Source organism: Pseudomonas frederiksbergensis (assembly GCF_001874645.1).
In the GTDB taxonomy this organism is placed as follows: Bacteria; Pseudomonadota; Gammaproteobacteria; order Pseudomonadales; family Pseudomonadaceae; genus Aquipseudomonas; species Aquipseudomonas frederiksbergensis_B.
Window position 1 is genome coordinate 1,174,141 of the sequence record NZ_CP017886.1, and the last position, 25,977, is coordinate 1,200,117.

The 25,977-nt window shown below is 58.0% G+C and carries 24 protein-coding genes; 6 read left to right on the forward strand and 18 right to left on the reverse strand.

The annotated features are described in order from the left end of the window. Positions 1–79 precede the first annotated feature (79 nt). From fabA to BLL42_RS05925, 4 genes are all read left to right on the forward strand, one after another. Positions 80–595 carry a 3-hydroxyacyl-[acyl-carrier-protein] dehydratase FabA gene (gene fabA, locus BLL42_RS05910; protein ID WP_010211704.1) on the forward strand — a complete coding sequence of 172 codons (516 nt, stop codon included), beginning with the start codon at positions 80–82 and terminating at the stop codon, positions 593–595. Between the two features lie 11 nt (positions 596–606). After that, positions 607–1,827 carry a beta-ketoacyl-ACP synthase I gene (gene fabB, locus BLL42_RS05915; protein WP_071551209.1) on the forward strand — a complete coding sequence of 407 codons (1,221 nt, stop codon included), beginning with the start codon at positions 607–609 and terminating at the stop codon, positions 1,825–1,827. Between the two features lie 161 nt (positions 1,828–1,988). Further along, entirely contained in the window at positions 1,989–2,405 is a 417-nt protein-coding gene (locus BLL42_RS05920; RefSeq protein WP_071551210.1) for an OsmC family protein, read from the forward strand. 62 nt (positions 2,406–2,467) lie between these two features. Next, the gene (locus BLL42_RS05925; protein WP_071551211.1) at positions 2,468–3,340 is read left to right on the forward strand and encodes a pirin family protein; all 873 of its coding nucleotides are present in this window, start codon (positions 2,468–2,470) and stop codon (positions 3,338–3,340) included. A gap of 82 nt (positions 3,341–3,422) precedes the next feature. On the opposite strand, the gene BLL42_RS05930 is transcribed toward BLL42_RS05925, so the two are convergent. From BLL42_RS05930 to BLL42_RS05945, 4 genes are all read right to left on the reverse strand, one after another. Further along, positions 3,423–4,151, reverse strand: coding sequence for a dienelactone hydrolase family protein (locus tag BLL42_RS05930; RefSeq protein ID WP_071551212.1), 729 nt, complete (start codon positions 4,149–4,151; stop codon positions 3,423–3,425). Positions 4,152–4,212: 61 nt separating this feature from the next. Next, a complete protein-coding gene (htpG, locus tag BLL42_RS05935; protein WP_071555707.1) occupies positions 4,213–6,117 on the reverse strand; it encodes a molecular chaperone HtpG in 1,905 nt (634 codons plus the stop codon). An 89-nt stretch (positions 6,118–6,206) separates the two neighbouring features. Next, on the reverse strand, positions 6,207–6,659 hold the full coding sequence (locus BLL42_RS05940) for a PaaI family thioesterase (RefSeq protein ID WP_071551213.1): 453 nt from the start codon (positions 6,657–6,659) through the stop codon (positions 6,207–6,209). Then, positions 6,656–7,132 carry a PaaI family thioesterase gene (locus BLL42_RS05945; protein WP_071551214.1) on the reverse strand — a complete coding sequence of 159 codons (477 nt, stop codon included), beginning with the start codon at positions 7,130–7,132 and terminating at the stop codon, positions 6,656–6,658. Before BLL42_RS05945 ends, BLL42_RS05940 begins: the two co-directional genes overlap by 4 nt. Positions 7,133–7,291: 159 nt before the next feature. Here BLL42_RS05945 and BLL42_RS05950 point away from each other — a divergent pair, with 159 nt between their 5' ends. Further along, on the forward strand, positions 7,292–7,531 hold the full coding sequence (locus BLL42_RS05950) for a hypothetical protein (protein WP_071551215.1): 240 nt from the start codon (positions 7,292–7,294) through the stop codon (positions 7,529–7,531). A gap of 66 nt (positions 7,532–7,597) precedes the next feature. Here BLL42_RS05950 and BLL42_RS05955 read toward each other — a convergent pair whose 3' ends face one another. The 12 genes from BLL42_RS05955 to sdhC all read right to left on the reverse strand — a co-directional run bounded on the left by BLL42_RS05955 (position 7,598) and on the right by sdhC (position 21,962). Next, a complete protein-coding gene (locus BLL42_RS05955; RefSeq protein ID WP_071551216.1) occupies positions 7,598–7,999 on the reverse strand; it encodes an MAPEG family protein in 402 nt (133 codons plus the stop codon). After that, positions 7,999–8,736: a DUF599 domain-containing protein gene (locus BLL42_RS05960; protein ID WP_071551217.1), complete on the reverse strand. Its 738-nt coding sequence runs from the start codon at positions 8,734–8,736 to the stop codon at positions 7,999–8,001. The genes BLL42_RS05955 and BLL42_RS05960 overlap by 1 nt, the downstream gene beginning before the upstream one ends. A 144-nt stretch (positions 8,737–8,880) precedes the next feature. Next, a complete protein-coding gene (gene brnQ / locus BLL42_RS05965; protein ID WP_071551218.1) occupies positions 8,881–10,194 on the reverse strand; it encodes a branched-chain amino acid transport system II carrier protein in 1,314 nt (437 codons plus the stop codon). A 391-nt stretch (positions 10,195–10,585) separates the two neighbouring features. Then, positions 10,586–11,467, reverse strand: a complete 882-nt coding sequence (gene sucD / locus BLL42_RS05970; RefSeq protein WP_019692317.1) for a succinate--CoA ligase subunit alpha — start codon at positions 11,465–11,467, stop codon at positions 10,586–10,588. Then, the gene (gene sucC / locus BLL42_RS05975) at positions 11,467–12,633 is read right to left on the reverse strand and encodes an ADP-forming succinate--CoA ligase subunit beta (RefSeq protein ID WP_008148602.1); all 1,167 of its coding nucleotides are present in this window, start codon (positions 12,631–12,633) and stop codon (positions 11,467–11,469) included. The genes sucD and sucC overlap by 1 nt, the downstream gene beginning before the upstream one ends. A 196-nt stretch (positions 12,634–12,829) precedes the next feature. Further along, positions 12,830–14,266 carry a dihydrolipoyl dehydrogenase gene (gene lpdA / locus BLL42_RS05980; RefSeq protein ID WP_071551219.1) on the reverse strand — a complete coding sequence of 479 codons (1,437 nt, stop codon included), beginning with the start codon at positions 14,264–14,266 and terminating at the stop codon, positions 12,830–12,832. A 110-nt stretch (positions 14,267–14,376) separates the two neighbouring features. Then, positions 14,377–15,594, reverse strand: coding sequence for a 2-oxoglutarate dehydrogenase complex dihydrolipoyllysine-residue succinyltransferase (gene odhB / locus BLL42_RS05985; protein WP_071551220.1), 1,218 nt, complete (start codon positions 15,592–15,594; stop codon positions 14,377–14,379). 42 nt (positions 15,595–15,636) lie between these two features. Beyond that, positions 15,637–18,468: a 2-oxoglutarate dehydrogenase E1 component gene (locus tag BLL42_RS05990; protein ID WP_071551221.1), complete on the reverse strand. Its 2,832-nt coding sequence runs from the start codon at positions 18,466–18,468 to the stop codon at positions 15,637–15,639. A gap of 262 nt (positions 18,469–18,730) precedes the next feature. Then, entirely contained in the window at positions 18,731–19,435 is a 705-nt protein-coding gene (locus tag BLL42_RS05995) for a succinate dehydrogenase iron-sulfur subunit (protein WP_071551222.1), read from the reverse strand. An 11-nt stretch (positions 19,436–19,446) separates the two neighbouring features. Beyond that, on the reverse strand, positions 19,447–21,222 hold the full coding sequence (sdhA, locus tag BLL42_RS06000; RefSeq protein ID WP_071551223.1) for a succinate dehydrogenase flavoprotein subunit: 1,776 nt from the start codon (positions 21,220–21,222) through the stop codon (positions 19,447–19,449). 3 nt (positions 21,223–21,225) lie between these two features. Beyond that, positions 21,226–21,594, reverse strand: a complete 369-nt coding sequence (sdhD, locus tag BLL42_RS06005) for a succinate dehydrogenase, hydrophobic membrane anchor protein (RefSeq protein ID WP_071551224.1) — start codon at positions 21,592–21,594, stop codon at positions 21,226–21,228. Beyond that, complete coding sequence (gene sdhC, locus BLL42_RS06010) at positions 21,588–21,962, reverse strand: succinate dehydrogenase, cytochrome b556 subunit (RefSeq protein ID WP_019692324.1); 375 nt, start codon at positions 21,960–21,962, stop codon at positions 21,588–21,590. Before sdhC ends, sdhD begins: the two co-directional genes overlap by 7 nt. Before the next feature lie 363 nt (positions 21,963–22,325). On the opposite strand from sdhC, the gene gltA reads away from it, so the two are divergent. Beyond that, on the forward strand, positions 22,326–23,615 hold the full coding sequence (gene gltA / locus BLL42_RS06015; RefSeq protein ID WP_071551225.1) for a citrate synthase: 1,290 nt from the start codon (positions 22,326–22,328) through the stop codon (positions 23,613–23,615). 272 nt (positions 23,616–23,887) lie between these two features. On the opposite strand, the gene BLL42_RS06020 is transcribed toward gltA, so the two are convergent. Together BLL42_RS06020 and BLL42_RS06025 are read right to left on the reverse strand one after the other, a co-directional pair. Beyond that, on the reverse strand, positions 23,888–25,546 hold the full coding sequence (locus tag BLL42_RS06020) for a cation acetate symporter (RefSeq protein ID WP_071551226.1): 1,659 nt from the start codon (positions 25,544–25,546) through the stop codon (positions 23,888–23,890). Then, positions 25,543–25,854 (reverse strand): DUF485 domain-containing protein, encoded by a 312-nt coding sequence (locus tag BLL42_RS06025; RefSeq protein WP_071551227.1) that lies wholly within the window; start codon positions 25,852–25,854, stop codon positions 25,543–25,545. The genes BLL42_RS06020 and BLL42_RS06025 overlap by 4 nt, the downstream gene beginning before the upstream one ends. Positions 25,855–25,977 lie beyond the last annotated feature (123 nt).

The window sequence follows — 25,977 nt, forward strand, 5'->3', positions numbered from 1 at the left end:
TGCCGGTTCGAAGCATGAACGCTTCGATCGGCCGGGAAGATTTGCCCCACCTGCCGCATGGGACTATTGAGGAGCTCGCATGACCAAACAAAACGCCTTTACCCGGGAAGACCTGCTGCGCTGCAGTCGCGGTGAGCTGTTCGGCCCTGGTAACGCGCAACTGCCCGCCCCGAACATGCTGATGGTGGATCGCATCACTCATATCAGCGAAGAGGGTGGCAAGTACGGCAAAGGTGAATTGGTCGCCGAGCTGGATATCACTCCGGACCTGTGGTTCTTCGCCTGCCACTTCGAAGGTGACCCGGTGATGCCAGGCTGCCTGGGCCTCGACGCCATGTGGCAACTGGTCGGTTTCTTCCTCGGCTGGCAAGGCCTGCCAGGCCGCGGTCGCGCCCTGGGCTCGGGCGAAGTGAAATTCTTCGGCCAGGTTCTGCCGACCGCCAAAAAAGTTACCTATAACATTCAGATCAAACGCGTCCTGAAGGGCAAGCTGAACCTGGCCATCGCCGATGGTTCGGTCAGCGTCGACGGCCGCGAGATCTACACCGCCGAAGGCCTTCGGGTCGGCGTATTCACATCCACTGACAACTTCTAAGGGTTATCCGCATGCGCCGCGTCGTTATCACTGGTCTGGGCATCGTTTCGTGCCTGGGCAATGACAAAGAGACCGTCTCCGCTAACCTGCGTGCAAGCCGCCCTGGCATCCGGTTCAACCCGGAATATGCCGAAATGGGTCTGCGTAGCCAGGTTTCCGGCTCCATTGACCTGCCACTCGAAGAGTTGATCGATCGCAAGATCTATCGCTTCGTCGGCCACGCGGCGGCTTACGCCTACCTGGCCATGAAAGACGCCATCACTGACTCCGGCCTGACCGACGAGCAGGTTTCCAACCCGCGCACCGGCCTGATCGCCGGTTCCGGTGGCGCATCGACCCTGAACCAGATGGAAGCGCTGGACATCCTGCGCGAAAAAGGCGTCAAGCGCGTCGGCCCGTACCGCGTCACGCGGACCATGGGCAGCACGGTTTCGGCCTGCCTGGCCACGCCATTCAAGATCAAGGGCGTGAACTATTCGATTTCCTCTGCCTGCGCCACCAGTGCTCACTGCATCGGCAATGCGGTCGAGCAGATCCAGCTGGGCAAGCAGGACATCGTATTCGCCGGTGGCGGCGAAGAAGAACATTGGAGCCAATCGTTCCTGTTCGACGCCATGGGCGCACTGTCCAGCCAGTACAATGACACCCCGGAAAAAGCCTCCCGTGCCTACGACGCCAAGCGTGACGGTTTCGTCATCGCTGGCGGTGGCGGCATGGTCGTGGTCGAAGAGCTGGAACACGCTCTGGCCCGTGGCGCGAAGATCTACGCGGAGATCGTCGGCTACGGCGCGACCTCCGACGGCTACGACATGGTCGCTCCAAGCGGCGAAGGCGCGATCCGCTGCATGCAGATGGCCATGTCTACCGTCGACACGCCGATCGACTACCTGAACACCCATGGCACCTCGACTCCGGTTGGCGATTCCAAGGAAATGGAAGGCGTGCGTGCCGTGTTCGGCGACAAGGCTCCGGCGATCAGCTCCACCAAGAGCCTGTCGGGTCACTCCCTGGGCGCCGCCGGTGTTCACGAAGCGATCTACTGCCTGCTGATGATGGAAGGCAACTTCATGGCAGGCTCTGCCAACATCGAGGAACTGGACCCGGAAGTGGCTGACATGCCAATCCTGACCAAGACTCGCGAAGACGCCACCATCAACACCGTGATGAGCAACAGCTTCGGCTTCGGCGGCACCAACGCCACCCTGGTCCTGAAGCGCTGGCAGGGCAAATAACGCCCCATTGCTTTCGCTGCACATAAAAACGCCCCGACTGGTTCGGGGCGTTTTTTATTGGGTGATCGATAGACCAATGGAACACCTGAATCGCTGGATGCTCTATAACTGCAAGGTCTTTTCCTGAAGCGCTCTCTTTCCTACTGCCCATGAGGTTTGTCATGACCATTACCGTCAATACCGAATCCAGCGAAGGTTTTCGTCACAGCATCCAGATCGACGACCATCAACTCTTCGCCGACGTGCCCAAAGCGTTCGGCGGCGAAGGTTCCGCGCCAGAGCCCCACGATTACTTCGATGCCGCGCTGGGGGCCTGCAAGGCTCTGACCCTCAAGCTCTATGCACAAAAGAAAGAAATCCCGCTGACTGGCGTCACCGTCGAGGTCAAACACGACAACAGCCAGGAGCAGAAAGGCAAATACGCCCTGCAGGTCAAACTGACCCTCAAAGGCGTACTCACCGACGCCCAGCGTGAAGAGCTGCACCGTGTGGCCGACCGTTGCCCGATACACAAGCTGATGACCACCAGCGAAGTAACCATCGAGACTCACCTGTCTGAAGGCGCCTTCAGCCAATAGCGGCAAGCACAGGCTGTGCGGGTTATGCTCAGCGGCATCACTCGTACAGCCTGGAATGCACCATGAACAGTCCGCTCGTGATCCGCTCACGCACCGAAGATGTCCAAGGCCAACCGATCCTGCGCCCGCTGCCATCGGCCCAATGCCGCAGCGTCGGGCCTTTCGTGTTTTTCGATCACATGCTTGAAACCCGCTATCCGGTAGGCAAGGGCATGAACATCCGCCAGCACCCGCACATTGGCCTGTCCACCCTCACCTACCTGTTCGAAGGCGAACTCCAACACAAGGACAGCCTGGGCTCTGACCAGACCGTGAAACCGGGTGACGTCAGCTGGATGACAGCTGGCAGTGCAATTGCTCACGTCGAGCGCACTCCTGAAGCGCTATGGGGCACCGACTTCAAGATGCACGGCCTGCAAATCTGGCTGGCCTCGCCAAAAGAGCACGAACAAGGCCCGGGCCACTACAGCCATCACCCGGCCGCCAGCCTGCCGGTCAGCGATAACCTTGGGGTGAAGATCAGGATGATTGCCGGGAAAGGGTTTTGCCTGGAGTCGCCGGTGCCGGTGCTTTCTCCTACGTTGTACGCAGAACTTGAGCTGAAAACGGCAACGACCTTGCTGATTCCCACCGAGCATGAGGAACGCGCGCTCTACGTGCTGGACGGTGATGCCCAACTCAATGGCGAGCCGATTGAACCGCACTCGCTGGTGCTGCTGCCTGCGGGGGAAGAAATGGACCTGTTCGCCGAAAGCGATTGCCACGCCATGCTGTTCGGCGGCGCGCCCATGGACGGACCGCGACGGATCAACTGGAACTTCGTCGCCAGCGATCCAGCAGTGATCGAACAGGCCCGCCAGCGCTGGGCTGCCGGGGATTGGCCGACTGTGCCGGGTGAGAGTGAGCGGATTGAGTTGCCTCTGGCAAAAAGCTAAAAGATCGCAGCCTGCGGCAGCTCCAGTTACACACACCGTGTAGGAGCTGCCGCAGGCTGCGATCTCTTGACCCTGGGCGATATCAGCCGTTGAATACTTCTTCCAGCAAGTAATGCATCGACACAAAGGCCCGCTTGGCGGTCTTGGCGTCATACATCATCATGCCCGGCACATTGGCGTGCGGATCGGTAAAAGAATGGACCGCGCCGCCGTAGCTCAGCAATTGCCAATCCACACCTGCAGCGTTCATCTCATCCTCGAAAGCCGGCAGCTGCTCTTTCGCAACCAATGGATCAGATGCACCGTGCAACACCAGCACCGAGCCTTTGATGTTTTTCGCATCGGCTGGGTTCGGTGTATCCAGCGTACCGTGGAACGACACGGCAGCCTTGAGCGGCGCGCCGGTACGGGCCAGCTCCAGAGCACAGCAACCGCCGAAGCAGAAACCGAACGTCGCCAGCTTCGAGGTGTCGACCGCGGCCTCACCCTGGCTCTGCAAGGCAGCGAATGCCGCCTGCATGCGCTTGCGCAGCAACGCACGGTCATTCTTCAGCGGCATCATCGCCGCGCCCGCCTCGTCGCCATTCTGCGGACGAATCGCCTGCCCATACAGGTCAGCAATCAACACCACATAACCTTTGGCGGCCACCTCTTGGGCAATCTTCTCGGCCCCGGCGCTGACACCCATCCAGTTCGGCGCCATCAGCAAGCCCGGACGCGGGCCGGTGTGGCCGGCGTCGAACGCCAGACGACCTTCGTAAGACTGACCATCAACCTGATAGACCACGGAACGCACAGTGACTTGGCTCATTGCAGACTCCTAAGACTCAAGAATGAAAAAACCCGCCGAAGCGGGTTTTTCTGGAACGCTGTTAAACCGATAGTTCAACCAACAGCTTGTTCAGACGGCGCACATAGGCAGCCGGGTCTTTCAAGCTGTCACCGGCAGCCAGGGCTGCCTGATCGAAGAGGATGTGCGACAGGTCGCCAAAACGCTCTTCGCTCTGCTCACCGTCGAGTTTTTCGATCAGCGGGTGAGCCGGGTTGAATTCGAAGATCGGCTTGGAATCCGGAACCTTCTGACCGCTGGCTTCAAGGATCTGACGCATTTGCAGGCCCAGGTCCTGCTCACCGATAGCCAGAATCGCCGGGGAGTCGGTCAGACGGTGGGAAACCCGTACTTCGCTGACCGTTTCACCCAGAGCCGTCTTGATCCGCTCAACCAGACCTTCTTTGCTCTTGGCAACTTCTTCTGCGGCTTTCTTGTCCTCTTCCGAGTCCAGGTTGCCCAGGTCCAGGTCACCGCGTGCCACGTCGACAAAGCTCTTGCCGTCGAAGTCACTGAGGTAGCTCATCAGCCACTCGTCGATACGGTCGGTCAGCAGCAGCACTTCGATGCCTTTCTTGCGGAAGACTTCCAGGTGCGGGCTGTTCTTGACCTGCGCATACGTTTCGCCGGTCAGGTAGTAGATCTTGTCCTGACCTTCCTTGGCGCGAGCCAGGTATTCGGCCAGTGCGACCACTTGCTCGCCTTCTTCACCCTGGGTGGAGGCGAAACGCAGCAGGCCAGCGATTTTCTCTTTGTTGGCGAAGTCTTCAGCCGGGCCTTCTTTCATGACCTGACCGAAGTTTTTCCAGAAGCCTTTGTATTGCTCAGGCTCGTTCTTCGCCAGTTTTTCCAGCATGTCCAGAACGCGCTTGGTCAGCGCCGACTTCATCGAATCGATGATCGGGTCTTTCTGCAGGATTTCCCGCGACACGTTCAGCGACAGGTCGTTGGAATCGACCACGCCTTTGATGAAGCGCAGGTACAGCGGCAGGAACGACTCAGCCTGGTCCATGACGAACACACGCTGCACGTACAGCTTCAGGCCGCGTGGCGCTTCACGCTGATACAGGTCGAACGGAGCACGGGCCGGCACGTAAAGCAGCGAGTTGTACTCCAGCTTGCCTTCAACCTTGTTGTGGCTCCAGCTCAGCGGGTTCTCGAAATCGTGAGCGATGTGCTTGTAGAACTCCTGGTATTCCTCGTCTTTTACTTCGGTACGCGGACGAGTCCACAGCGCGCTGGCGCGGTTGACGGTTTCCCATTCAACGGCCGGCTGCTCTTCGCCTTCAGCGGCTGCCACTTCTTTCGGCAGTTCGATCGGCAGAGCGATGTGGTCGGAGTACTTCTTGATGATGTTGCGCAGACGCCAGCCATCGGCGAACTCGTCTTCAGCGGATTTCAGGTGCAGGACGATGCGCGTACCGCGGTCGGCTTTCTCGACAGTGGCGACGTCGAATTCGCCTTCGCCCTTGGACGACCAGTGCACGCCTTCGCTGGCAGCGAGGCCGGCACGGCGACTGAATACGTCAACTTTATCGGCAACGATGAATGCAGAGTAGAAACCCACGCCGAACTGACCGATCAGGTGCGAATCTTTCTTCTGATCGCCGGACAGGTGTTTCATGAAGTCGGCAGTGCCGGATTTGGCGATGGTGCCCAGGTGGGTCACGACATCGTCACGGCTCATGCCGATACCGTTGTCTTCGAGAGTGACGGTTTTCGCGTCCTTGTCGAAGCTCACACGAATTTTCAGCTCGGCGCCACCTTCCAGCAATTCAGGCTTGGACAGCGCTTCGAAACGTAATTTGTCGACAGCGTCAGAGGCGTTGGAGATCAGTTCGCGAAGGAAAATTTCCTTGTTGGAATACAGCGAATGGATCATCAGGTGCAGCAGTTGCTTCACCTCGGTCTGGAAGCCCAGGGTTTCCTTTTGAGTTTCCACGCTCATGGTCATCAAACTCCGATTGGATGGCAGTGGCCGCACCCAGAAGGGGTGACGGCGGGATGTCATCAAAGTTGGGGGCTATGACGGGAATTTCAAGGGCTGGGGGCCTCTTCAATCTTGAAATGCGCACGCGCCGTGGCAATCGGCTCGGTTTGAGTGCTCTGCCACGCGGTTATCGCAACGTTGGCGACCCGCCGCCCCTGACGGCACACCTGGCATTTGGCGTAGGTGTCACGAAACTGCCCGGCGCGCAGGTAGTCGAGAGAGAAGTCAATAATCTTCGGCACACCCGGGGAGCCGGTGAAGATCAGCAAATGCAGGGCCGCCGCCAGCTCCATGAACCCGGCAATCACCCCGCCATGAATCGCCGGCAGCAAAGGGTTACCAATATTGTCTTTGTTCGCCGGCAGACGAAAAAGCAGCTCATCGCCCAGACGCGAGCACTCGACACCGATCAGCTTGGCGTAGGGAATCAGGTGCAGCAGCGAGGCGTAATCCCCACGCTCGTGGGCCTGCTGCAATTGTTCTTTGAAGTTATCAGTCATTTCGAACCACCACGGATGACGCCACCAAAAACTTTGGTGCCTTTGACCCCCTTGCCCATGCGCATGAAGGTTCCGACCACATGGGCGATCGGCTGCTCTGGATCGTCCTGGTAGGCAAACCCACGGGTGAAGATCACGTCGGTCGTCACCCGGTAGCACTGGGCGAAGCCATGCACCTCTTTATGCGGTTCGGCCGGATGCATGTAGTCGATACGCAAATCGAGGGTCGGACACACCTCAAACTCCGGCAAAACGCAGAGCGTTGCCATGCCACACGCAGTGTCCATCAACGAGGTAATGGCACCGCCATGAATCACCCCGGTTTGCGGATTACCCACGATCTGCGGGCTGTACGGCAACGTGATTGTCAGCCCGTCGTGACTGGCACTGTGCACGCGTAACCCGAGCACCTGGCAATGTCGCAGCGCCGATAAAAACCGCGTCGCACGCTCGAAAATGGGGTTGTCGGTCATTCGATAAAGGCTCTTTTTAGTGTCGTTGCATAGCAGTAGAGGGACTAAGAAAAAGTTCCACCCAAGATAAATCTTATATATCCGTAGGAAACATGGAACTTAATCCCTGGTGCTGCGCTCGAAAGGGCAAGTAGATACTTCCACCAGGAGAAACACCCCATGCGTAAGACTTTAGCTATTGCCTTGATGTTGACCGCGTCCCTCGGCATCGCTGCCTGCGGTAAAAAACCCGAGGACAAAGCTCAAGATGTTAACCAACCAGCTGCGCAAGCCCAGCAAAAAATGAGCGAATCTCAGGATAAAGTGAACGACGCGGCGAAAGAAGCCGCCGATGCTGACAAAGCTCAGGCTGATACGACCAAAGCAGCCACTGAAGCAGCCGCCCCTAAAACCAACTAATCGGTTTTAGCGCTACAAAAATAAAGCCCGCCAAGTGCGGGTTTTATTGTGTTCGTCGATAACGCGTTAGAGCAGCACCGTGCGCAGGGTCGGACTAATCATCAGCAACAACGAACAGACTAAGCCGACAAACCACACCAGACTTCGTTGCCAGGCCAGGTCTGCCCAGTAGCACAGCAAGTAGATCACCCGGGCAATCACAAAGATGATTGCCAACCCGTCGATCAGCCACCCCGCCGTTTGCGTGGTGTGCGCCATCAACACCCCTACCGCAAACAACATGAAGGCCTCGAAACTGTTCTGATGCGCGGCCAGTGCGCGAGCGCCAAAGCCAGTGAGCTGTGCTTGCTGCGCGCGCGGCAGGTGATTGTTGTAACCGCCCTGCTCTTTCATGGCCTTGGCCACTGGCATGCGGGCGACGAAGATCAGCACTGCACTGATAAACACGCACCAGAACGGGATACTCATCAGCTCACCTCTTTAATCGCCTCAGGCAATGGTGCCTCTGTAGGGGTATAGACCATAACGTCGAGCACGTCGGAATGAAACTCCCGGCGATACAACACCAGCACCACCCCCGTGCTCATCAACATGAACAGCCACGGGCTGACGAACCAGGCGAGCATGGTCATGCCAAAGTAATAAGAACGCAGGCCGAAGTTGAATTGGTTGGCCGCCATCGAGATCACCCGCGCGGCGCGCGAAGCAAAGGCCTTTCGCTCCTGCTCGGAAACGTGGCGCTCGCCGATCATCGGCGCCGAGCCGATCAGGATCGCCGCGAAGTTGTATTGGCGCATGCACCAACTGAAGGTGAAGAAGGCATAGACGAACACCAGCGCCAGGCACAGCAGCTTGATCTCCGACATGCCTTGGGAAGCCTGCTGAACCATCGGAATGTCCGCCAGCAACGACAGCGCCCGCTCAGAGGAACCCAGCACCGTGAGAATACCGGCGAGGATGATCAAGGTACTCGAGGCAAAGAACGAGGCGTTACGCTCCAGGTTGCCCACCACACTGGCGTCAGCGATGCGATTGTCACGCAGCAGCATCCGACGCATCCAGTCTTCGCGGTAAAGGTGCAGCACACTGGCCAGGCACGCGGTATCACGACCCTTCCAGATAGCGTAACGGGTGTAACCGCCCCAGCAGATAACAAACCAGAGCGCGGCAAGAATGTGGATCAGATTGGTATGGATGAACGACATGCAATTCCCTGTAAGACGTTGGCGTAGGAGCTTCGACGTTAGCTCAAGGAAAAAGACACTGCCCCAATAAAAAATGCCCCGTATCGATTGATACGGGGCATTTCCATTGTGGCTCAAGGCCCGCTTGTGGCGGGCCTCGAAGCGTTAAGCCAAGGCTTCGCTGCGCTTGCCCAGCAAACGGTCGCAGGCGAATGCAACTAGCAGAGTAAAGACGCATGGCACCAACCACGCCAGACCTTGCTCGGACAGCGGCAAGTGCGCCAATTGAGTCGGCATCCAGTCTGCCAGACCCGCGCCCTTGAGCGCGTCGATCATGCCGAACAGGAACGACACCAGCATTACCGGGCCAACGATGCGACCTTGCTCAAGCCAGAAATCCTTGCAGAAGCTGAGCGCCACCAGAACGATGCAAGGTGGGTAAATCGCAGTCAGTACCGGGATCGAGAACGCGATCAGCTTGGTCAAACCCAGGTTGGACACCAGCAGCGAGAACGCCGCCAGGATGATCACCAGCGTCTTGTAGGACAGAGGTAGCACACGACTGAAATACTCGGCGCAAGCGCAGGTCAGACCGACCGCCGTCACCAGACAGGCCAGCGAGATCAGCACCGCGAGGAAACCGCTGCCCAGGGAGCCGAAGGTGTGTTGCACATAAGCATGCAATACCGCTGCGCCGTTGGTAGCGCCGACGGCCACTTCATGGCTGCCCGATCCCAGGCGGAACAGACTCACGTACACCAGCGCCAGACCGACACCAGCAATCAGCCCGGCGATGATCGCGTAACGAGTGATCAACGCTGGAGACTCGACACCGCGAGAACGAATAGCGTTGACGATGACGATACCGAACACCAGCGCGCCAAGGGTATCCATGGTCAGGTAACCATTGATGAACCCTTGGGAGAACGGTGCCGCAACGTACTCTGGCGTTGCAGTGCCGATGTCGCCCGCCGGCAAGGCGAACGCGGCAATGCCGAGCACGGCCAGCGCAATGATCTTCAATGGCGCGAGGAAACGGCCAACGGTGTCCAGCAGACGGCCGGGATACAACGAGATGAAGAACACCAACAGGAAGTACACCGAGCTGTAGAGAAACAGCCCCAGCGGACTTTCTCCGGTCAGCGGCGCCAGGCCCACTTCGAAAGACACGGTCGCGGTACGCGGGGTGGCGAACAGCGGGCCCACAGCGAGGTAGCACGCAGCGGCCAGCACGCCACCGGCGATTTTACCGATCGGGCTGCTCAACGCGTCCATGGCGCCACCGACCTTGGCCAGCGCGACGACAGTGATCACCGGCAGACCGACTGCGGTGATCAGAAAGCCCAGCGCCGCCATCCAGACGTTAGGTCCAGACTGCAAACCGACGATAGGCGGGAAGATGATGTTGCCAGCCCCGACGAACAGGGCAAACGTCATAAAGCCGAGTGCCAGGATGTCCTGGCCTTTCAACACTTTCATTAAGGAAATACCACACTACTGAATCGGAATTTAGAGAGGGATTTCCCTTATGGGTGAGGGAAATGCTGTCGGTCCGTATAGGACTGACCCGTTTAGCGCGCAGCGTCCTTGTGGGCAGCAAACGCAAAATGGCGGCTAGCGTAACGAATTTGTCTGACAAACGCACTATTACAGGGCGAACTATCCGATACACGACATACCCATGTCGTGTTTACATATTAAACGATCAAAAGATCGCAGCCTGCGGCAGCTCCTACAAGGCATGTCGAGCGCTTGTAGGAGCTGCCGCAGGCTGCGATCTTTCCGGGCTGTACGCAACAAAACCCGCAGAAACGACAAAGGCCACCCGAAGGTGGCCTTTGTTTGGTGGAGCGTCAGTTAAGCGCGAGGCTTACTTGACAGCCCAGCCAGTCAGCTCGGCCAGGGCCTTGCCGATGTCTGCCAGCGAACGCACGGTTTTAACGCCTGCGTCTTGCAGAGCAGCGAATTTCTCGTCTGCAGTGCCTTTGCCGCCAGAGATGATTGCGCCAGCATGGCCCATGCGCTTGCCCGCAGGGGCAGTCACACCAGCGATGTAGGAAACAACCGGCTTGGTCACGTGTGCCTTGATGTAGGCAGCCGCTTCTTCTTCAGCCGAACCGCCGATCTCACCGATCATGACGATCGCTTCGGTCTTCGGGTCTTCCTGGAACAGTTTCAGGATGTCGATGAAGTTCGAACCCGGGATCGGGTCACCACCGATGCCGACGCAAGTCGACTGACCGAAACCGGCGTCAGTAGTCTGCTTCACAGCTTCGTAGGTCAGGGTGCCGGAACGCGAAACGATACCGACCTTGCCTGGCAAGTGAATGTGACCTGGCATGATGCCGATCTTGCATTCGCCTGGAGTGATCACGCCTGGGCAGTTAGGGCCGATCAGGATCACGCCCAGTTCGTCGCACTTGACCTTGGCATCCAGCATGTCCAGGGTAGGTATGCCTTCAGTGATGCAAACGATCAGCTTGATGCCGCCGAACGCTGCTTCAAGGATCGAGTCCTTGCAGAAAGGAGCTGGAACGTAGATCACGCTGGCGGTGGCGCCAGTGGCAGCTACAGCGTCTTTCACGGTGTTGAACACTGGCAGACCCAGGTGCTCGGTGCCGCCTTTGCCTGGCGTTACGCCGCCAACCATCTTGGTGCCGTACTCGATAGCTTGCTGGGTGTGGAAACTACCTTGCGAACCGGTAATACCCTGGCAGATAACTTTGGTGTCTTTATTGATCAGGACGCTCATTATTTGCCCTCCGCAGCTTTAACAACTTGTTGAGCAGCGTCGGTCAGGCTGGTAGCAGCGATGATGTTCAAACCGCTTTCTGCCAGTACTTTAGCGCCCAGCTCAGCGTTGTTGCCTTCAAGGCGAACAACAACCGGGATTTTCACGCCGACTTCTTTCACCGCGCCGATGATGCCTTCGGCAATCATGTCGCAGCGAACGATGCCGCCGAAGATGTTGACCAATACTGCCGCGACGTTAGTGTCGGACAGGATGATCTTGAACGCTTCGGTCACGCGTTCTTTGGTAGCACCGCCGCCCACGTCGAGGAAGTTGGCTGGTTTGCCGCCATGCAGGTTGACGATGTCCATGGTACCCATGGCCAGGCCAGCACCGTTGACCATGCAACCGATGTTGCCTTCCAGTGCTACGTAGTTCAGTTCGAACTTGGCAGCGTGCGCTTCGCGCGGATCGTCTTGCGACGGATCGTGGAAAGTCTTCAGCTTAGGCTGACGGTACATGGCGTTGGCGTCGATGTTGATCTTGGCGTCCAGGCAGTGCAGATCGCCGTCAGCCTTGATCACCAGTGGGTTCACTTCCAGCAGAGCCAGGTCGTGATCCTTGAACAGCTTGGCCAGACCTACGAAGATCTTGGCGAACTGAGCAACTTGCTTGCCTTCCAGACCCAGCTGGAAGGCCAGCTCGCGACCCTGGAATGGCTGAGCGCCAACCAGTGGATCGATCGTGGCCTTGAGGATTTTCTCAGGGGTGTCGTGAGCGATTTTCTCGATGTCCACGCCACCTTCGGTGGAAGCCATGAACACGATGCGACGGCTCGAACGGTCAACGACAGCGCCCAGGTACAGCTCTTTAGCAATATCAGTGCACGATTCAACCAGGATCTTGGTGACTGGCTGACCATTGGCATCAGTCTGGTAAGTCACCAGACGCTTGCCCAACCACTGTTGAGCGAATGCTTTAGCGTCTTCTTTGCTGCGAACCAGCTTGACGCCGCCCGCTTTACCGCGACCACCAGCGTGAACCTGGGCTTTGACAACCCATTCGGTCCCGCCGATTTTGTCGCACGCTTCTGCTGCTGCTTCCGGGGTGTCTACGGCGAAACCCTGGGATACTGGCAGGCCGTATTCAGCGAACAGCTGCTTACCCTGATACTCGTGAAGATTCATGCTTATTACCGTCTTCGTTAGGTACTGCGCATTCGGTGCTGCACTCATTCAAGTGCCGCACCACCTGTGACTGCTGCTTGCGTAGGTGTTCCGGATAACCGGTGAGACTACGCAAGGCTGCGTCCAGCGGATATTCCGCGGTGAGTCTTGCACGCAAGGCTCACGACGGGCCATTCCGCCGTGGTTTCTTATTGTCTTAACGCTTCTTGCGGTTGGCGATGTGAATGGCGCCGCCATTCACTGCCAGAGCTGCTTCGTGCAAGGCTTCGGACAGGGTCGGATGGGAGAAAACCATCATGCCCAGGTCTTCGGCGCTCGTGCCGAATTCCATGCCGATTGCGCCCTGCTGTACCAGTTCTGCTGCGCTCGGACCAATCACGTGAACGCCCAATACGCGGTCAGTCTTGGCATCGGCGATAACTTTGACGAAACCACCGGTATCGTTGGCTGCCATGGCACGGCCAGAGGCTGCGAACGGGAAAGTGCCGACGTTAACTTCAACGCCTTCAGCTTTCAAGGCCTGCTCGGTTTTACCGACCCATGCAATTTCCGGGTGAGTATAAATAACCGAAGGGATCAGGTCATAGTTCATCTGGGCTTTGTGGCCCTTGATGCGCTCGACAACCATGATGCCCTCTTCCGAGGCCTTGTGCGCCAGCATCATGCCGCGAACCACGTCGCCGATGGCGTAAACGCCCGGTACGGTGGTGGCGCAGTGATCGTCAACGTGCACGAAACCGCGCTCGTCGAGGGTCACGCCGCAATCGGCGGACAGCAGATCAGTGGTCACTGGACGGCGACCAACGGCTACGATCAGCTTGTCGAAAGTGATGTTCTGTTCGCCGTTGGCATCGGTGTAGTTCACAACGACTTCGTCGCCGTTCACTTTGGAACCGGTAACGCGAGCGCCCAGCTTGATGTCCAGACCCTGTTTGGTCAGGGTTTTCAGCGCTTCCTTGGAAACAGCAGCGTCAGCCGCCATCAGGAAGGTGTCCAGCGCTTCGAGAACGGTAACTTCTGCGCCCAGACGGGACCAGACCGAACCCAACTCCAGACCGATCACGCCAGCGCCGATGACGCCCAGACGCTTAGGTACGGACTGGAATTCCAGAGCGCCGGTCGAATCGACGATCACGTTCTGGTCAACCGGAGCAGGTGGAATGTCGATCGGACGCGAACCTGGAGCCAGGATCACGTTCTCGGCTTCGATGATTTCGACGGTGCCGTCAGGCTTGGTCAGTTCGACTTTCTTGCCGGCCAGCAGTTTGCCGTGGCCTTGCAGGGAGGTCACGCCGTTGGCTTTGAACAGGGTAGCAACGCCAGAGGTCAGGCCTTTGACGATGTTGGCCTTGCGGCCGACCATTGCTGGCACGTCCATGGTCACGCCAGCGTGATTGATACCGTGGATCGCGAAGCCGTCTTGTGCTTCGTGGAATTTCCAGGAGCTGTCCAGCAGCGCCTTGGATGGAATGCAACCAACGTTCAGGCAAGTACCGCCGAGAGCCAGTTTGCCCTCTTTGTCGGTGTATTTCTCGATGCAGGCAGTCGAGAGGCCCAATTGCGCTGCTTTAATGGCAGCCACGTAGCCGCCAGGGCCCGCGCCAATCACTACCACGTCGAATTTCTGAGTCATGTGTCATTCCTTCTCGAATCAAACCGGACGGCCCCTTTTGAGGACCGTCGTGGGACGAAGCTGGTCATTACAGAAGGGCCGCTCATCGCTGAACGGCCCGTGCAACGAAATCAGATATCCAGCAGCAAACGAGCCGGGTCTTCCAGCAGGTTCTTGATGGTAACCAGGAAGGTCACAGCTTCTTTGCCGTCGATCAAACGGTGATCGTAGGACAGAGCCAGATACATCATCGGACGGATAACAACTTGACCGTTGATCGCCATTGGACGCTGCAGAATGTTGTGCATGCCCAGGATTGCCGCTTGCGGCGGGTTGACGATCGGGGTCGACATCATCGAGCCGAATGTACCACCGTTGGTGATAGTGAACGTACCGCCGGTCATCTCGTCGATGGTCAGCTTGCCGTCGCGAGCCTTCTTGCCGAAGGTAGCGATGCCGCCTTCGATTTCAGCCAGGCTCATCAGTTCGGCGTTACGCAGAACCGGCACCACCAGGCCACGGTCGCTGGACACGGCAACGCCGACGTCAGCGTAGCCGTGGTAGACGATGTCGCCGCCGTCGATGGAAGCGTTGACAGCCGGGAAGCGTTTCAGCGCTTCGGTGGCCGCTTTCACGAAGAACGACATGAAGCCCAGGCGCACGCCATTGTGGGACTTCTCGAACAGGTCCTTGTACTTCGAACGCAGGGCCATGACTTCAGTCATGTCGACTTCGTTGAAGGTCGTCAGCATCGCCATGTTCGACTGGGCTTCAACCAGGCGCTTGGCCACGGTGGCACGTACGCGGGTCATCGGTACGCGCTTCTCGGTGCGGTCGCCGGCAGCGAACACAGGAGCAGCGGCAGCCGGGGCAGCGGCCTTGGCAGGCGCGGCTGCCGGTGCGGCTTTCTTGGCAGCAACCGCTGCAACCACGTCTTCCTTGGTCACACGACCGCCTTTGCCAGTACCGGCAACGGAAGCGATGTTGATGCCGTTTTCTTCAGCCAGCTTGCGAGCAGCCGGTGCAGCAACAGGATCATCTTCGCCAACAGCGGCAGGCGCAGCAGCTTGAGCAGCGGCAGCTGGAGCAGCGGCTGGAGCGGCAGCAGCACCGCCCGCTTCGATGGAGCCCAGGACTTCGTCGGACAGAACGGTGTCGCCTTCGTTCTTGACGATAGCGCCCAGCACGCCATCAGCGGTAGCCAACACTTCCAGTACGACTTTATCGGTTTCGATGTCGACGATCAGGTCGTCGCGCTTGACCGCGTCGCCCGGTTTTTTGTGCCAGGTGGCAACGGTGCCATCGGCAACCGATTCCGGGAAAGTGGGGGCTTTGATCTCGATAGCCATTGTCTGTGGTTCCTTAAATTCGGTTTCAGGTGCGCGAAGGCGTTAAACAGTAAAGGCGTCTTGCAGCAGTTTTTCCTGCTGCTCGGCGTGCATCGATGCATAACCACAAGCAGGTGCAGCAGAAGCGTCACGGCCCGCGTACTCAAGTACGAGAGATTTGTTGTGACCGCTGATGATGCGACGCATGTGGTGTTGGCTGCAGTACCAGGCACCCTGGTTCATCGGCTCTTCCTGGCACCAAACGATGTGTTTGAGGTTGGAATAAGGAGCCAGGACTTCAATCAAGTCGTCCTCAGGGAATGGGTACAGCTGCTCAAGACGCACGATGGCGATGTCGTCACGACCTTCGGCACGGCGTTTTTCCAGCAGGTCGTAATAGACCTTGCCGCTACACAGCACGAGACGAGTGACCTTTTTCGGATCATGCGCATCGATTTCCGGAATAACGGTCTGGAACGAACCTTCGGCCAGATCTTCCAGGGTCGAGATGGCCAGTTTGTGACGCAACAGCGACTTCGGAGTCAGGACTACCAGTGGTTTGCGCAGAGGACGAATCACCTGGCGACGCAGCAAGTGGTAGATCTGGGCCGGCGTAGTCGGCATGCACACCTGAATGTTGTGCTCGGCGCACAGCTGCAGGTAACGCTCCAGACGAGCCGAGGAGTGCTCCGGCCCCTGACCTTCATAACCGTGAGGCAGCAACATGGTCAGACCGCACAGACGGCCCCACTTGTGCTCACCGCTGGTGATGAACTGGTCGATAACCACCTGGGCACCGTTGGCGAAGTCGCCGAACTGGGCTTCCCAGATCACCAGTGCCTCAGGCGTGGTGGTGGAGTAGCCGTATTCGAACGCCAGTACGGCTTCTTCGGACAGGAACGAATCGTACAGGTCGAAACGTGGCTGGCCTTCGTACAGGTGTTGCAACGGGATGTAGGTGCCCGCGTCTTTCTGGTTGTGCAATACCGCATGACGGTGCGAGAACGTACCGCGGCCGATGTCCTGGCCGGTCATGCGAATCGGGTGACCTTCGAACGCCAGGGTCGCGTACGCCATGGTTTCGGCGTAACCCCAGTTGATCGGCAGGCCGCCGGCTTGCATTTTCTGACGGTCTTCGTAGATCTTCGCAACCTGGCGCTGAACCACGAAACCTTCCGGGATTTCCAGCAGCTTGGCGGACAGCTCTTGCAGGGTCTTGAGATCGAACGTGGTGTCGTGACGCGCAGTCCAGGCGTGGCCCAGGTACGGACGCCAGTCGACGAACAGTTCTTTGTTCGGTTCCTTGACCAGGCTTTTCACTACGTGCAGACCGTTGTCCAGCGCGTTGCGGTATTCGTCGACTTTCGCCTGAACACGTGCAACGTCAAGCACACCGCTCTGGGTCAGACGATCGGCATACAGCTCACGAGTGGTGCGCTGCTTGGTGATCTGCTGATACATCAGAGGCTGGGTGCCGCTTGGCTCGTCCGCTTCGTTGTGGCCGCGACGACGGTAGCAGACCAGGTCGATCACTACGTCGCGCTTGAACTGCATGCGATAGTCGATGGCCAGCTGGGTCACGAACAATACGGCTTCCGGATCATCACCATTCACATGGAGGATCGGCGCCTGAATCATTTTCGCAACGTCGGTGGCGTACTCGGTGGAGCGCGAATCTTCCGGGTTGCTGATGGTGAAGCCAACCTGGTTGTTGATCACGATGTGAACCGTACCGCCGGTCCGGAAGCCACGGGTCTGCGACATCTGGAAGGTTTCCATGACCACGCCCTGACCGGCGAATGCCGCGTCACCGTGGATGGAAATCGGCAGGACCTTCTCACCGGTCGGATCGTTACGACGATCCTGACGGGCACGCACCGAACCCTCGACCACTGGCGAAACGATTTCCAGGTGGGACGGGTTGAATGCCATGGCCAGGTGGACTTCGCCGCCTGCGGTCATCACGTTGGAGGAGAAGCCCTGGTGGTATTTAACGTCACCGGAACCCAGCTCTACCTTCTTCTTGCCTTCGAACTCGTCGAACAGCTCGCGCGGGTTCTTGCCGAAGGTGTTGACCAGCACGTTCAGACGGCCACGGTGGGCCATGCCGATGACGATTTCCTTGGTGCCGTAGGAACCGGAGCGCTGGATCAGCTCGTCGAGCATCGGAATCAGGCTCTCGCCGCCTTCCAGGCCGAAACGCTTGGTGCCCGGGTATTTGGTACCCAGGTATTTTTCCAGGCCTTCGCCTGCGGTGACGCGCTCAAGCAGATGGCTCTTGATATCGGCCGAATACACCGGACGGCCACGCACGCCTTCCAGACGCTGCTGGAACCAGTGGCGCTGCTCGGAATCGACGATGTGCGTAAATTCAGCGCCGATGGTGCGGCAATATGTCTGCTGCAACGCTTCGTGAATTTCGCGTAGGCTCGCTTCCTCTTTGCCGATGAACAGGTCGCCGGCACGGAAGGTCGTATCAAGATCGGCATTGGTCAAGCCGTAATGATTGATCGACAGGTCTGCAGGTGCAGGACGCTGCCACAGCCCCAGCGGGTCAAGCTGGGCTGCCTGGTGGCCACGCATACGGTAGGCCTGGATCAGTCGCAGTACTTCAACTTGCTTCTTCTCGTGCTCACTGCTCACGCTGCCGGCGGAAACCGGCTGGGCGCGGCGCTGGTTCTTTGCCAGCAGCACGAAATGATCGCGAATCGTCGAGTGCGATACATCGGTGGCAGCGTTGCCGTCAGCGGGCAACGTCTGAAATTTGGTGCGCCACTCTTCTGGCACAGCGTTAGGGTCGTGCAGGTAGAGCTCATAAAGCTCTTCCACATAGGCAGCGTTACCACCTGAAAGATAGCCGCTGTTCCACATGCGCTGCATCACGCTTTCTTGCATGCTTGGTCACCCTCGGTTAGGGGAACACCATCGGCGAAGACACCGAGCAAGCTTGCAGAAGTCCGAGTGCAGCGACCAAAACAAGCCACTTAGGATCACGCTGATAGTCCGGGTACCAGCCCGGATGCCCCTGCTTGTCTCATTTCTTCAAAATAAGAGCCGCAGCCTTATGGGCTGCCACTCTGGCTATAGCTACGACGCGGGTTGAAGCCCGCGCCTTAGCCTCTACGGGTACAGCAGTCCTACGGGTACAACAGCTGAATCACACGCCGCTTTGCAGCAGCATGTTACGTATGTGACCGATCGCCTTAGTCGGGTTCAGGCCTTTCGGACATACGTTGACGCAGTTCATGATCCCGCGGCAGCGGAATACGCTGAACGGGTCATCCAGCGAAGCCAGACGCTCGGAAGTCTTGGTGTCGCGGCTGTCTGCCAGGAAGCGGTAGGCTTGCAGCAGAGCAGCTGGACCCAGGAACTTGTCCGGGTTCCACCAGAAGGACGGGCAAGAGGTCGAGCAGCAAGCGCACAGGATGCACTCGTACAGACCGTCGAGCTTTTCACGCTCTTCAGGGGACTGCAGACGCTCGATGGCCGGAGCCGGCGTGTCGTTCTGCAGGAAAGGCTTAACCTTCTCGTATTGCTTGTAGAAGATGCTCATATCGACGACCAGGTCACGGATAACCGGCAAACCTGGCAGAGGACGAACGATCAACTTGTTACCTTTGACGACAGCAGACAGCGGCGTGACGCAGGCCAGACCGTTTTTGCCGTTGATGTTCATGCCGTCGGAACCGCAGACGCCTTCACGGCAAGAGCGACGATAGGAGAAACCTTCGTCCTGCTCTTTGATCAGGGCCAGCACGTCCAGCACCATCAGGTCTTTACCACCGGTATCGACCTGGAATTCCTGCATGAACGGCGCTGCGTCCTGATCAGGGTTGTAGCGATAAACACTGACTTGCAACATATCGGCCACCCTTAGTAAGTCCGAATCTTAGGTTCAAAAGTCGGAACAGTCTTCGGCGAGAAGTTCACGGCACGCTTGGTAACGCGCTTGTCACCCGGGAAGTACAGGGTGTGGCACAGCCAGTTTTCGTCGTCGCGGTCTTCGTAGTCTTCACGGGCGTGAGCGCCGCGGGACTCTTTGCGGATTTCTGCAGCAATGGCAGTAGCTTCGGCCACTTCCAGCAGGTTTTGCAGTTCCAGCGCTTCGATACGAGCGGTGTTGAACGCCTGGCTCTTATCGTTGATCTTGACGTTGGCGATACGGCCACGCAGATCAGCCAGTTGAGCAATACCCTTCTGCATGTATTCGCCGGTACGGAATACACCGAAGTAGTTCTGCATGCAGCTTTGCAGCTCTTTACGCAAGGTAGCGACGTCTTCGCCTTCGGTACGCGAGTTCAGGCCATCGAGACGAGCCAGGGCTGCGTCGATGTCGGACTGGCGAGCGCGGGTGTAGTCAACACCTTCTTTCAGGGTCTGCTCCAGGAACAGGCCAGCGGCACGACCGAATACCACCAGGTCGAGCAGCGAGTTGCCGCCCAGACGGTTGGCACCGTGAACCGATACGCACGCCACTTCACCGACCGCGAACAGACCAGGGATGATCTGGTCAACGCCGTCGGCGTCCTGAGTGATTGCCTGGCCATGAATGTTGGTGGCAACGCCGCCCATCATATAGTGGCAAGTTGGAACAACCGGGATCGGCGCTACGGCTGGATCGACGTGAGCGAAGGTCTTGGACAGTTCCATGATGCCTGGCAGGCGGCTGTGCAGAACTTCTTCACCGAGGTGATCGAGTTTCAGCATTACGTGGTCGCCATCCGGACCACAACCGTTGCCGGCGATGATTTCCTTAACCATCGAACGAGCAACAACGTCACGACCGGCAAGGTCTTTGGCGTTCGGAGCATAACGCTCCATGAAACGCTCGCCGTGCTTGTTGATCAGGTAACCGCCTTCACCGCGGCAGCCTTCGGTAACCAATACACCGGCGCCGGCAATGCCGGTCGGGTGGAACTGCCACATTTCGATGTCTTGTACCGGCACGCCAGCACGCAGCGCCATGCCGACGCCGTCACCGGTGTTGATCAGGGCATTGGTGGTGGACGAGTAGATACGACCTGCACCGCCGGTCGCCAATACGGTGGCGTTAGCGCGAATGTAGGAGGTTTCGCCGGTTTCGATGCAGATCACGATCATGCCGACAAAGGCACCATCTTCGTTCTTCACCAGGTCGACGCCGTAGTATTCGTTGAGGAATACGGTGCCGGCCTTCAGGTTGGCCTGGTACAGGGTGTGCAGCAGCGCGTGACCGGTACGGTCGGCGGCAGCGCAGGTACGGGCAGCCTGGCCACCTTTACCGAAGTCTTTCGACTGACCGCCGAACGGACGCTGGTAGATGCGACCCTGTTCGGTACGGGAGAACGGCAAGCCCATGTGCTCGAGTTCGAAGACCGCTTCCGGACCTACGGAACACATGTATTCGATAGCGTCCTGGTCACCGATGTAATCGGAACCCTTGACGGTATCGTACATGTGCCAGCGCCAGTCATCGTTCGGATCAGCGGACGCGATGGCGCAGGTGATGCCACCCTGTGCGGATACGGTGTGCGAGCGAGTCGGGAAAACCTTGGTGATAACGGCAGTCTTGTGACCGCCTTGTGCCAGTTGCAGCGCAGCGCGCATGCCAGCACCGCCGCCGCCAATGATGATGGCGTCGAACGAAAGCGTATTTACTGAGTTAGACATGAATCAGATACCCCAGAGAATCTGCACACCCCAGACGAAGTAAGCGAACATCGCAACGCCGCATACCGCCTGGAAAAGGAAACGTACTGCAGTCGCGGACTTGCCCAGCGCCATTGGCGTCAGGTAGTCGGTCGCGATGGTCCACATGCCGACCCAGGCGTGAGCGCCAAGGGCAACCAGGGCCAGTAGACTGAAGATACGCATCCCGTTGTGGGAGAACAGCAAGTGCCATTGGGCGTAGCCAAGGCCAGGGTTCGCAACGAGATATCCGATCAGGAAAATGAAATAAGCCGCGAGAACGACCGCAGACACACGCTGCGCCATCCAGTCATAGAGGCCCGAACGCGATAGGTTCGTAACGCTGGTTACCATATCCAAACTCCCGCCAGAACGATCATCACCACGGAAACGGCGATGACGATTTTCGAGCCCAGCTTGCCGCCTTCCAGCGTTTCACCGATGCCCATGTCCATGATCAGATGGCGCACACCGGCCACCATGTGATACAGCAAGGCGGACAGCAGGCCCCATGCTACGAACTTGGCCAGCGGACTGGTCAAGCATGCCTTCACCTCGGCAAAACCTTCCTCGGAACCCAGGGATTTGCTCAATGCATACAGCATGATGCCAAGGCCCAGGAAGAGGATGATGCCGGAAACACGGTGAAGAAACGACGTAACGCCGGTGATGGGGAGTTTGATGGTCCTTAGGTCTAGGTTTACAGGTCGTTGGCTTTTCACGGCTTTTTTTTCACACTGAAGAGCCCCTAACAATCAGGGCAAAGTTGTTGGGGAGTGCACTGGTCAGGTAACCACTACCCAGGGATGCGACCCCCAATAAAGCAGGCCCAAAAGCCCCTGGCGGTCGGTGGCCGAGTATAGACAGTTAGGCTACTAATGACAACGCGTTCACCTTCCCCTAATAGCTCATTGCACAAGCGGAATAAAAGGCGTAAACGGCAGGTAATTTCGAGGAAAAAGTCCGGTTAAAGCCTTCTGGAGCAAGACTTTAGGCAAATTGACATTCGAATTTATCTCACTATAGTGGTGCGGGCCCTGCGTGGGGGGTCTGTCTGATGATTTCAAGCATAAATAGGAGGCCACATGGCTGACAAAAAAGCGCAGTTGATCATCGAGGGCGCAGCCCCCGTCGAGCTGCCCATTTTAACCGGCACCGTTGGTCCCGATGTAATCGACGTACGGGGCCTGACGGCCACGGGCCGTTTCACTTTTGACCCGGGTTTCATGTCGACCGCCTCTTGCGAGTCGAAGATTACCTATATCGACGGCGACAACGGCATTCTGCTTCACCGCGGCTACCCGATCGAGCAACTCGCCGAGCAATCGGACTACCTGGAAACCTGCTACTTGCTGCTCAACGGCGAACTGCCGACTGCAGAGCAAAAGGCCCAGTTCGTCAGCACCGTCAAGAATCACACCATGGTTCATGAACAGCTGAAGACCTTCTTCAACGGTTTCCGTCGCGACGCCCACCCAATGGCCGTCATGTGCGGTGTAGTCGGCGCCCTTTCGGCCTTCTACCACGACTCCCTGGACATCAATAACCCGCAGCATCGCGAAATCTCCGCGATCCGCCTGGTTGCCAAGATGCCAACCCTGGCAGCGATGGTTTACAAGTACTCCATGGGTCAACCCATGATGTACCCGCGCAACGACCTGTCGTACGCGGAAAACTTCCTGCACATGATGTTCAACACCCCGTGCGAGATCAAACCGATCAGCCCGGTACTCGCCAAGGCCATGGACCGGATCTTCATCCTCCATGCCGACCACGAGCAGAACGCATCGACCTCCACCGTACGCCTGGCAGGCTCGTCGGGTGCCAACCCGTTCGCCTGTATCGCTGCCGGTATCGCTGCACTCTGGGGCCCGGCTCACGGCGGCGCCAACGAAGCAGTGCTGACCATGCTCGACGAAATTGGCGATGTCTCGAACATCGACAAGTTCATCGCCAAGGCCAAGGACAAGAACGATCCGTTCAAACTGATGGGCTTCGGTCACCGGGTTTACAAAAACCGCGACCCACGCGCTACCGTCATGAAAAAGACCTGCGACGAAGTGCTCAAGGAACTGGGCATCCAGAACGATCCGCAACTCGAACTGGCCATGCGCCTGGAAGAGATCGCCCTGACCGACCCGTACTTCATCGAACGCTCGCTGTACCCGAACGTCGACTTCTACTCGGGGATCATCCTCAAGGCGATCGGCATTCCAACCAGCATGTTCACCGTGATCTTCGCCCTGGCGCGGACCGTCGGCTGGATCTCCCACTGGAAAGAAATGCTCTCCAGCCCGTACAAGATTGGCCGTCCGCGCCAGCTGTACACCGGCTACGAGTCGCGTGACATCACCAAACTGGAAGACCGCAAATAAGACCCGTCTTGCGATAACGTCTTAGCTGCACCGGAAACGGCCTCTGCCTCCTGTACAAGAGCAGAGGCCGTTTTTGTTTGTGCAGTTCTGTAGATCAAAAGATCGCAGCCTACGGCAGCTCCTGCAGGGAATACGATCGGGGTAGGAGCTGCCGCAGGCTGCGATCCTTTGATCTTGCCTTTGATACAGACAAACAAAAATGCCCCGATCTCTCGACCGGGGCACTTCTATTTAACGCAGCTTATATATAGACGCTTATACAACCCTATACGTTAGTGCGACACCGCCCCACTCGCCCCCAACCCCGTCTGCGAGCGAACGAATTGCGGGAAGAACAGCGCCCGCTCATTGTCAGCCGCAGCAGACTTGTCAGTGACGGAGAAGAACCAGATCCCGACAAAGGCAATGGCCATCGAGAACAGCGCCGGGTACTCATACGGGAAGATCGCCTTCTCGTGCCCCATGATCTGCACCCAAATGGTTGGCCCCAGCACCATCAGGCCCACCGCACTGACCAGCCCCATCCAGCCGCCAACCATCGCACCGCGAGTCGTCAGCTTCTTCCAGTACATGGAAAGCAGCAGTACCGGGAAATTGCAGCTGGCAGCGATTGAAAACGCCAGACCCACCATGAACGCGATGTTCTGGCTTTCGAACAGGATGCCCAGAACAATCGCCAACACGCCCAAGGCGATGGTGGTGATCTTCGAAACACGGATCTCATCCTTCTCGTTAGCCTTGCCCTTCTTGATCACACTGGCGTACAGGTCGTGAGACACCGCCGTGGCCCCGGCCAGGGTCAAACCGGCAACCACTGCCAGAATGGTGGCGAAGGCCACCGCCGAGATGAAGCCGAGGAAGATACTGCCGCCCACCGCGTTGGCCAGGTGCACCGCCGCCATGTTGTTGCCGCCCAACAGCGCGCCTGTAGCGTCCTTGAAGGCCGGGTTAGTGCTGACCAGCAAGATTGCGCCGAAGCCGATGATGAACGTCAGGATATAGAAATAGCCAATGAAGCCTGTGGCGTACAACACACTTTTACGGGCTTCTTTAGCATCACTCACGGTGAAGAAACGCATCAGGATATGCGGCAAGCCAGCGGTGCCGAACATCAACGCCAAGCCCAGGGAAAATGCCGAGACCGGGTCTTTCACCAGACCGCCCGGACTCATGATCGCTTCACCTTTAGGGTGAACCTTGATCGCTTCGGAGAACAGCGTGTTGAAATCGAAGTTGACGTGCTTCATCACCATCAGCGCCATGAACGACGCACCGGATAACAACAGCACAGCCTTGATGATCTGCACCCAGGTGGTCGCCAGCATGCCGCCGAACAACACATAGAGGCACATCAGGATCCCCACCAGAATCACCGCAACATGGTAATCAAGACCGAACAGCAGCTGAATCAGCTTGCCGGCACCGACCATTTGCGCGATCAGGTAGAAGGCCACCACCACCAGCGAACCGCAGGCCGACAGCGTGCGGATCTGGGTTTGCCCGAGGCGGTAGGACGCCACGTCGGCAAACGTGTACTTACCCAGGTTACGCAGACGCTCGGCGATCAGGAACAGAATGATCGGCCAGCCCACCAGGAAGCCGATCGAGTAGATCAGGCCATCGTAGCCTGACGCAAACACCAGCGCGGAAATCCCCAGGAAGGACGCCGCCGACATGTAGTCACCGGCAATCGCCAGACCGTTTTGCAAACCGGTGATCCGGCCACCCGCCGCGTAGTAGTCGGCTGCCGACTTGTTGCGCTTGGAGGCCCAGTAAGTGATGCACAGCGTTGCGCCGACGAACACCACGAACATCAGGATCGCCGAAACGTTGAGCGGTTGTTTGTGCACTTCGCCGGTGAGCGCCTCGGCCGCCCAAACGGCCGGTGCGAAGGCGGCAATGCCTAAAGCTGCCAATAGACGCCGGATCATTGCTGAGCCTCCTTGAGAATCGCATTGTTCAGGTCGTCGAATTCGCCGTTGGCGCGTCGTACGTAGATGGCCGTCAGGACGAAGGCCGACACAATCAGCCCCACACCGATCGGTATTCCCCAGGTAATCGATGACTCAGGGCTGATCTTCGCCCCTAGAACATGCGGCCCGTAAGCAATCAGAAGAATGAATCCTGCGTACAGCCCAAGCATGATCGCCGAAAGAATCCAGGCGAATCGTTCCCTTTTACGAACCAGCTCCTTGAAGCGCGGGCTGTTTTGAATCGAGAGGTAAATGCTGTCGTTCATTGTTTTTATCCTCGCAGCACAGATTTTAGTTGGAACGTATCCACTCTATGCGGCTGCAGAACAGGTTCCAGACGACCTTAGTATTAGAACGACATGACCATTTCGCCAATTTTGAGCCGATAA

What these genes read in the sequence shown, in the direction of transcription:
- BLL42_RS05930 (WP_071551212.1), bottom strand. Translation starts at nt 4,151, where the DNA reads ATGAGCCAAGTCACTGTGCGTTCCGTGGTCTATCAGGTTGATGGTCAG.
- BLL42_RS06025 (WP_071551227.1), bottom strand. Translation starts at nt 25,854, where the DNA reads ATGAACGACAGCATTTACCTCTCGATTCAAAACAGCCCGCGCTTCAAG.
- fabB (WP_071551209.1), top strand. Translation starts at nt 607, where the DNA reads ATGCGCCGCGTCGTTATCACTGGTCTGGGCATCGTTTCGTGCCTGGGC.
- gltA (WP_071551225.1), top strand. Translation starts at nt 22,326, where the DNA reads ATGGCTGACAAAAAAGCGCAGTTGATCATCGAGGGCGCAGCCCCCGTC.
- BLL42_RS05945 (WP_071551214.1), bottom strand. Translation starts at nt 7,132, where the DNA reads ATGACCGACAACCCCATTTTCGAGCGTGCGACGCGGTTTTTATCGGCG.
- sdhD (WP_071551224.1), bottom strand. Translation starts at nt 21,594, where the DNA reads ATGGTAACCAGCGTTACGAACCTATCGCGTTCGGGCCTCTATGACTGG.
- brnQ (WP_071551218.1), bottom strand. Translation starts at nt 10,194, where the DNA reads ATGAAAGTGTTGAAAGGCCAGGACATCCTGGCACTCGGCTTTATGACG.
- htpG (WP_071555707.1), bottom strand. Translation starts at nt 6,117, where the DNA reads ATGAGCGTGGAAACTCAAAAGGAAACCCTGGGCTTCCAGACCGAGGTG.
- BLL42_RS05955 (WP_071551216.1), bottom strand. Translation starts at nt 7,999, where the DNA reads ATGAGTATCCCGTTCTGGTGCGTGTTTATCAGTGCAGTGCTGATCTTC.
- fabA (WP_010211704.1), top strand. Translation starts at nt 80, where the DNA reads ATGACCAAACAAAACGCCTTTACCCGGGAAGACCTGCTGCGCTGCAGT.
- sucC (WP_008148602.1), bottom strand. Translation starts at nt 12,633, where the DNA reads ATGAATCTTCACGAGTATCAGGGTAAGCAGCTGTTCGCTGAATACGGC.
- lpdA (WP_071551219.1), bottom strand. Translation starts at nt 14,266, where the DNA reads ATGACTCAGAAATTCGACGTGGTAGTGATTGGCGCGGGCCCTGGCGGC.
- BLL42_RS05960 (WP_071551217.1), bottom strand. Translation starts at nt 8,736, where the DNA reads ATGTCGTTCATCCATACCAATCTGATCCACATTCTTGCCGCGCTCTGG.
- sdhA (WP_071551223.1), bottom strand. Translation starts at nt 21,222, where the DNA reads ATGTCTAACTCAGTAAATACGCTTTCGTTCGACGCCATCATCATTGGC.
- BLL42_RS05920 (WP_071551210.1), top strand. Translation starts at nt 1,989, where the DNA reads ATGACCATTACCGTCAATACCGAATCCAGCGAAGGTTTTCGTCACAGC.
- BLL42_RS06020 (WP_071551226.1), bottom strand. Translation starts at nt 25,546, where the DNA reads ATGATCCGGCGTCTATTGGCAGCTTTAGGCATTGCCGCCTTCGCACCG.
- BLL42_RS05995 (WP_071551222.1), bottom strand. Translation starts at nt 19,435, where the DNA reads ATGTTGCAAGTCAGTGTTTATCGCTACAACCCTGATCAGGACGCAGCG.
- BLL42_RS05925 (WP_071551211.1), top strand. Translation starts at nt 2,468, where the DNA reads ATGAACAGTCCGCTCGTGATCCGCTCACGCACCGAAGATGTCCAAGGC.
- odhB (WP_071551220.1), bottom strand. Translation starts at nt 15,594, where the DNA reads ATGGCTATCGAGATCAAAGCCCCCACTTTCCCGGAATCGGTTGCCGAT.
- sucD (WP_019692317.1), bottom strand. Translation starts at nt 11,467, where the DNA reads ATGAGCGTCCTGATCAATAAAGACACCAAAGTTATCTGCCAGGGTATT.
- BLL42_RS05940 (WP_071551213.1), bottom strand. Translation starts at nt 6,659, where the DNA reads ATGACTGATAACTTCAAAGAACAATTGCAGCAGGCCCACGAGCGTGGG.
- BLL42_RS05950 (WP_071551215.1), top strand. Translation starts at nt 7,292, where the DNA reads ATGCGTAAGACTTTAGCTATTGCCTTGATGTTGACCGCGTCCCTCGGC.
- BLL42_RS05990 (WP_071551221.1), bottom strand. Translation starts at nt 18,468, where the DNA reads ATGCAAGAAAGCGTGATGCAGCGCATGTGGAACAGCGGCTATCTTTCA.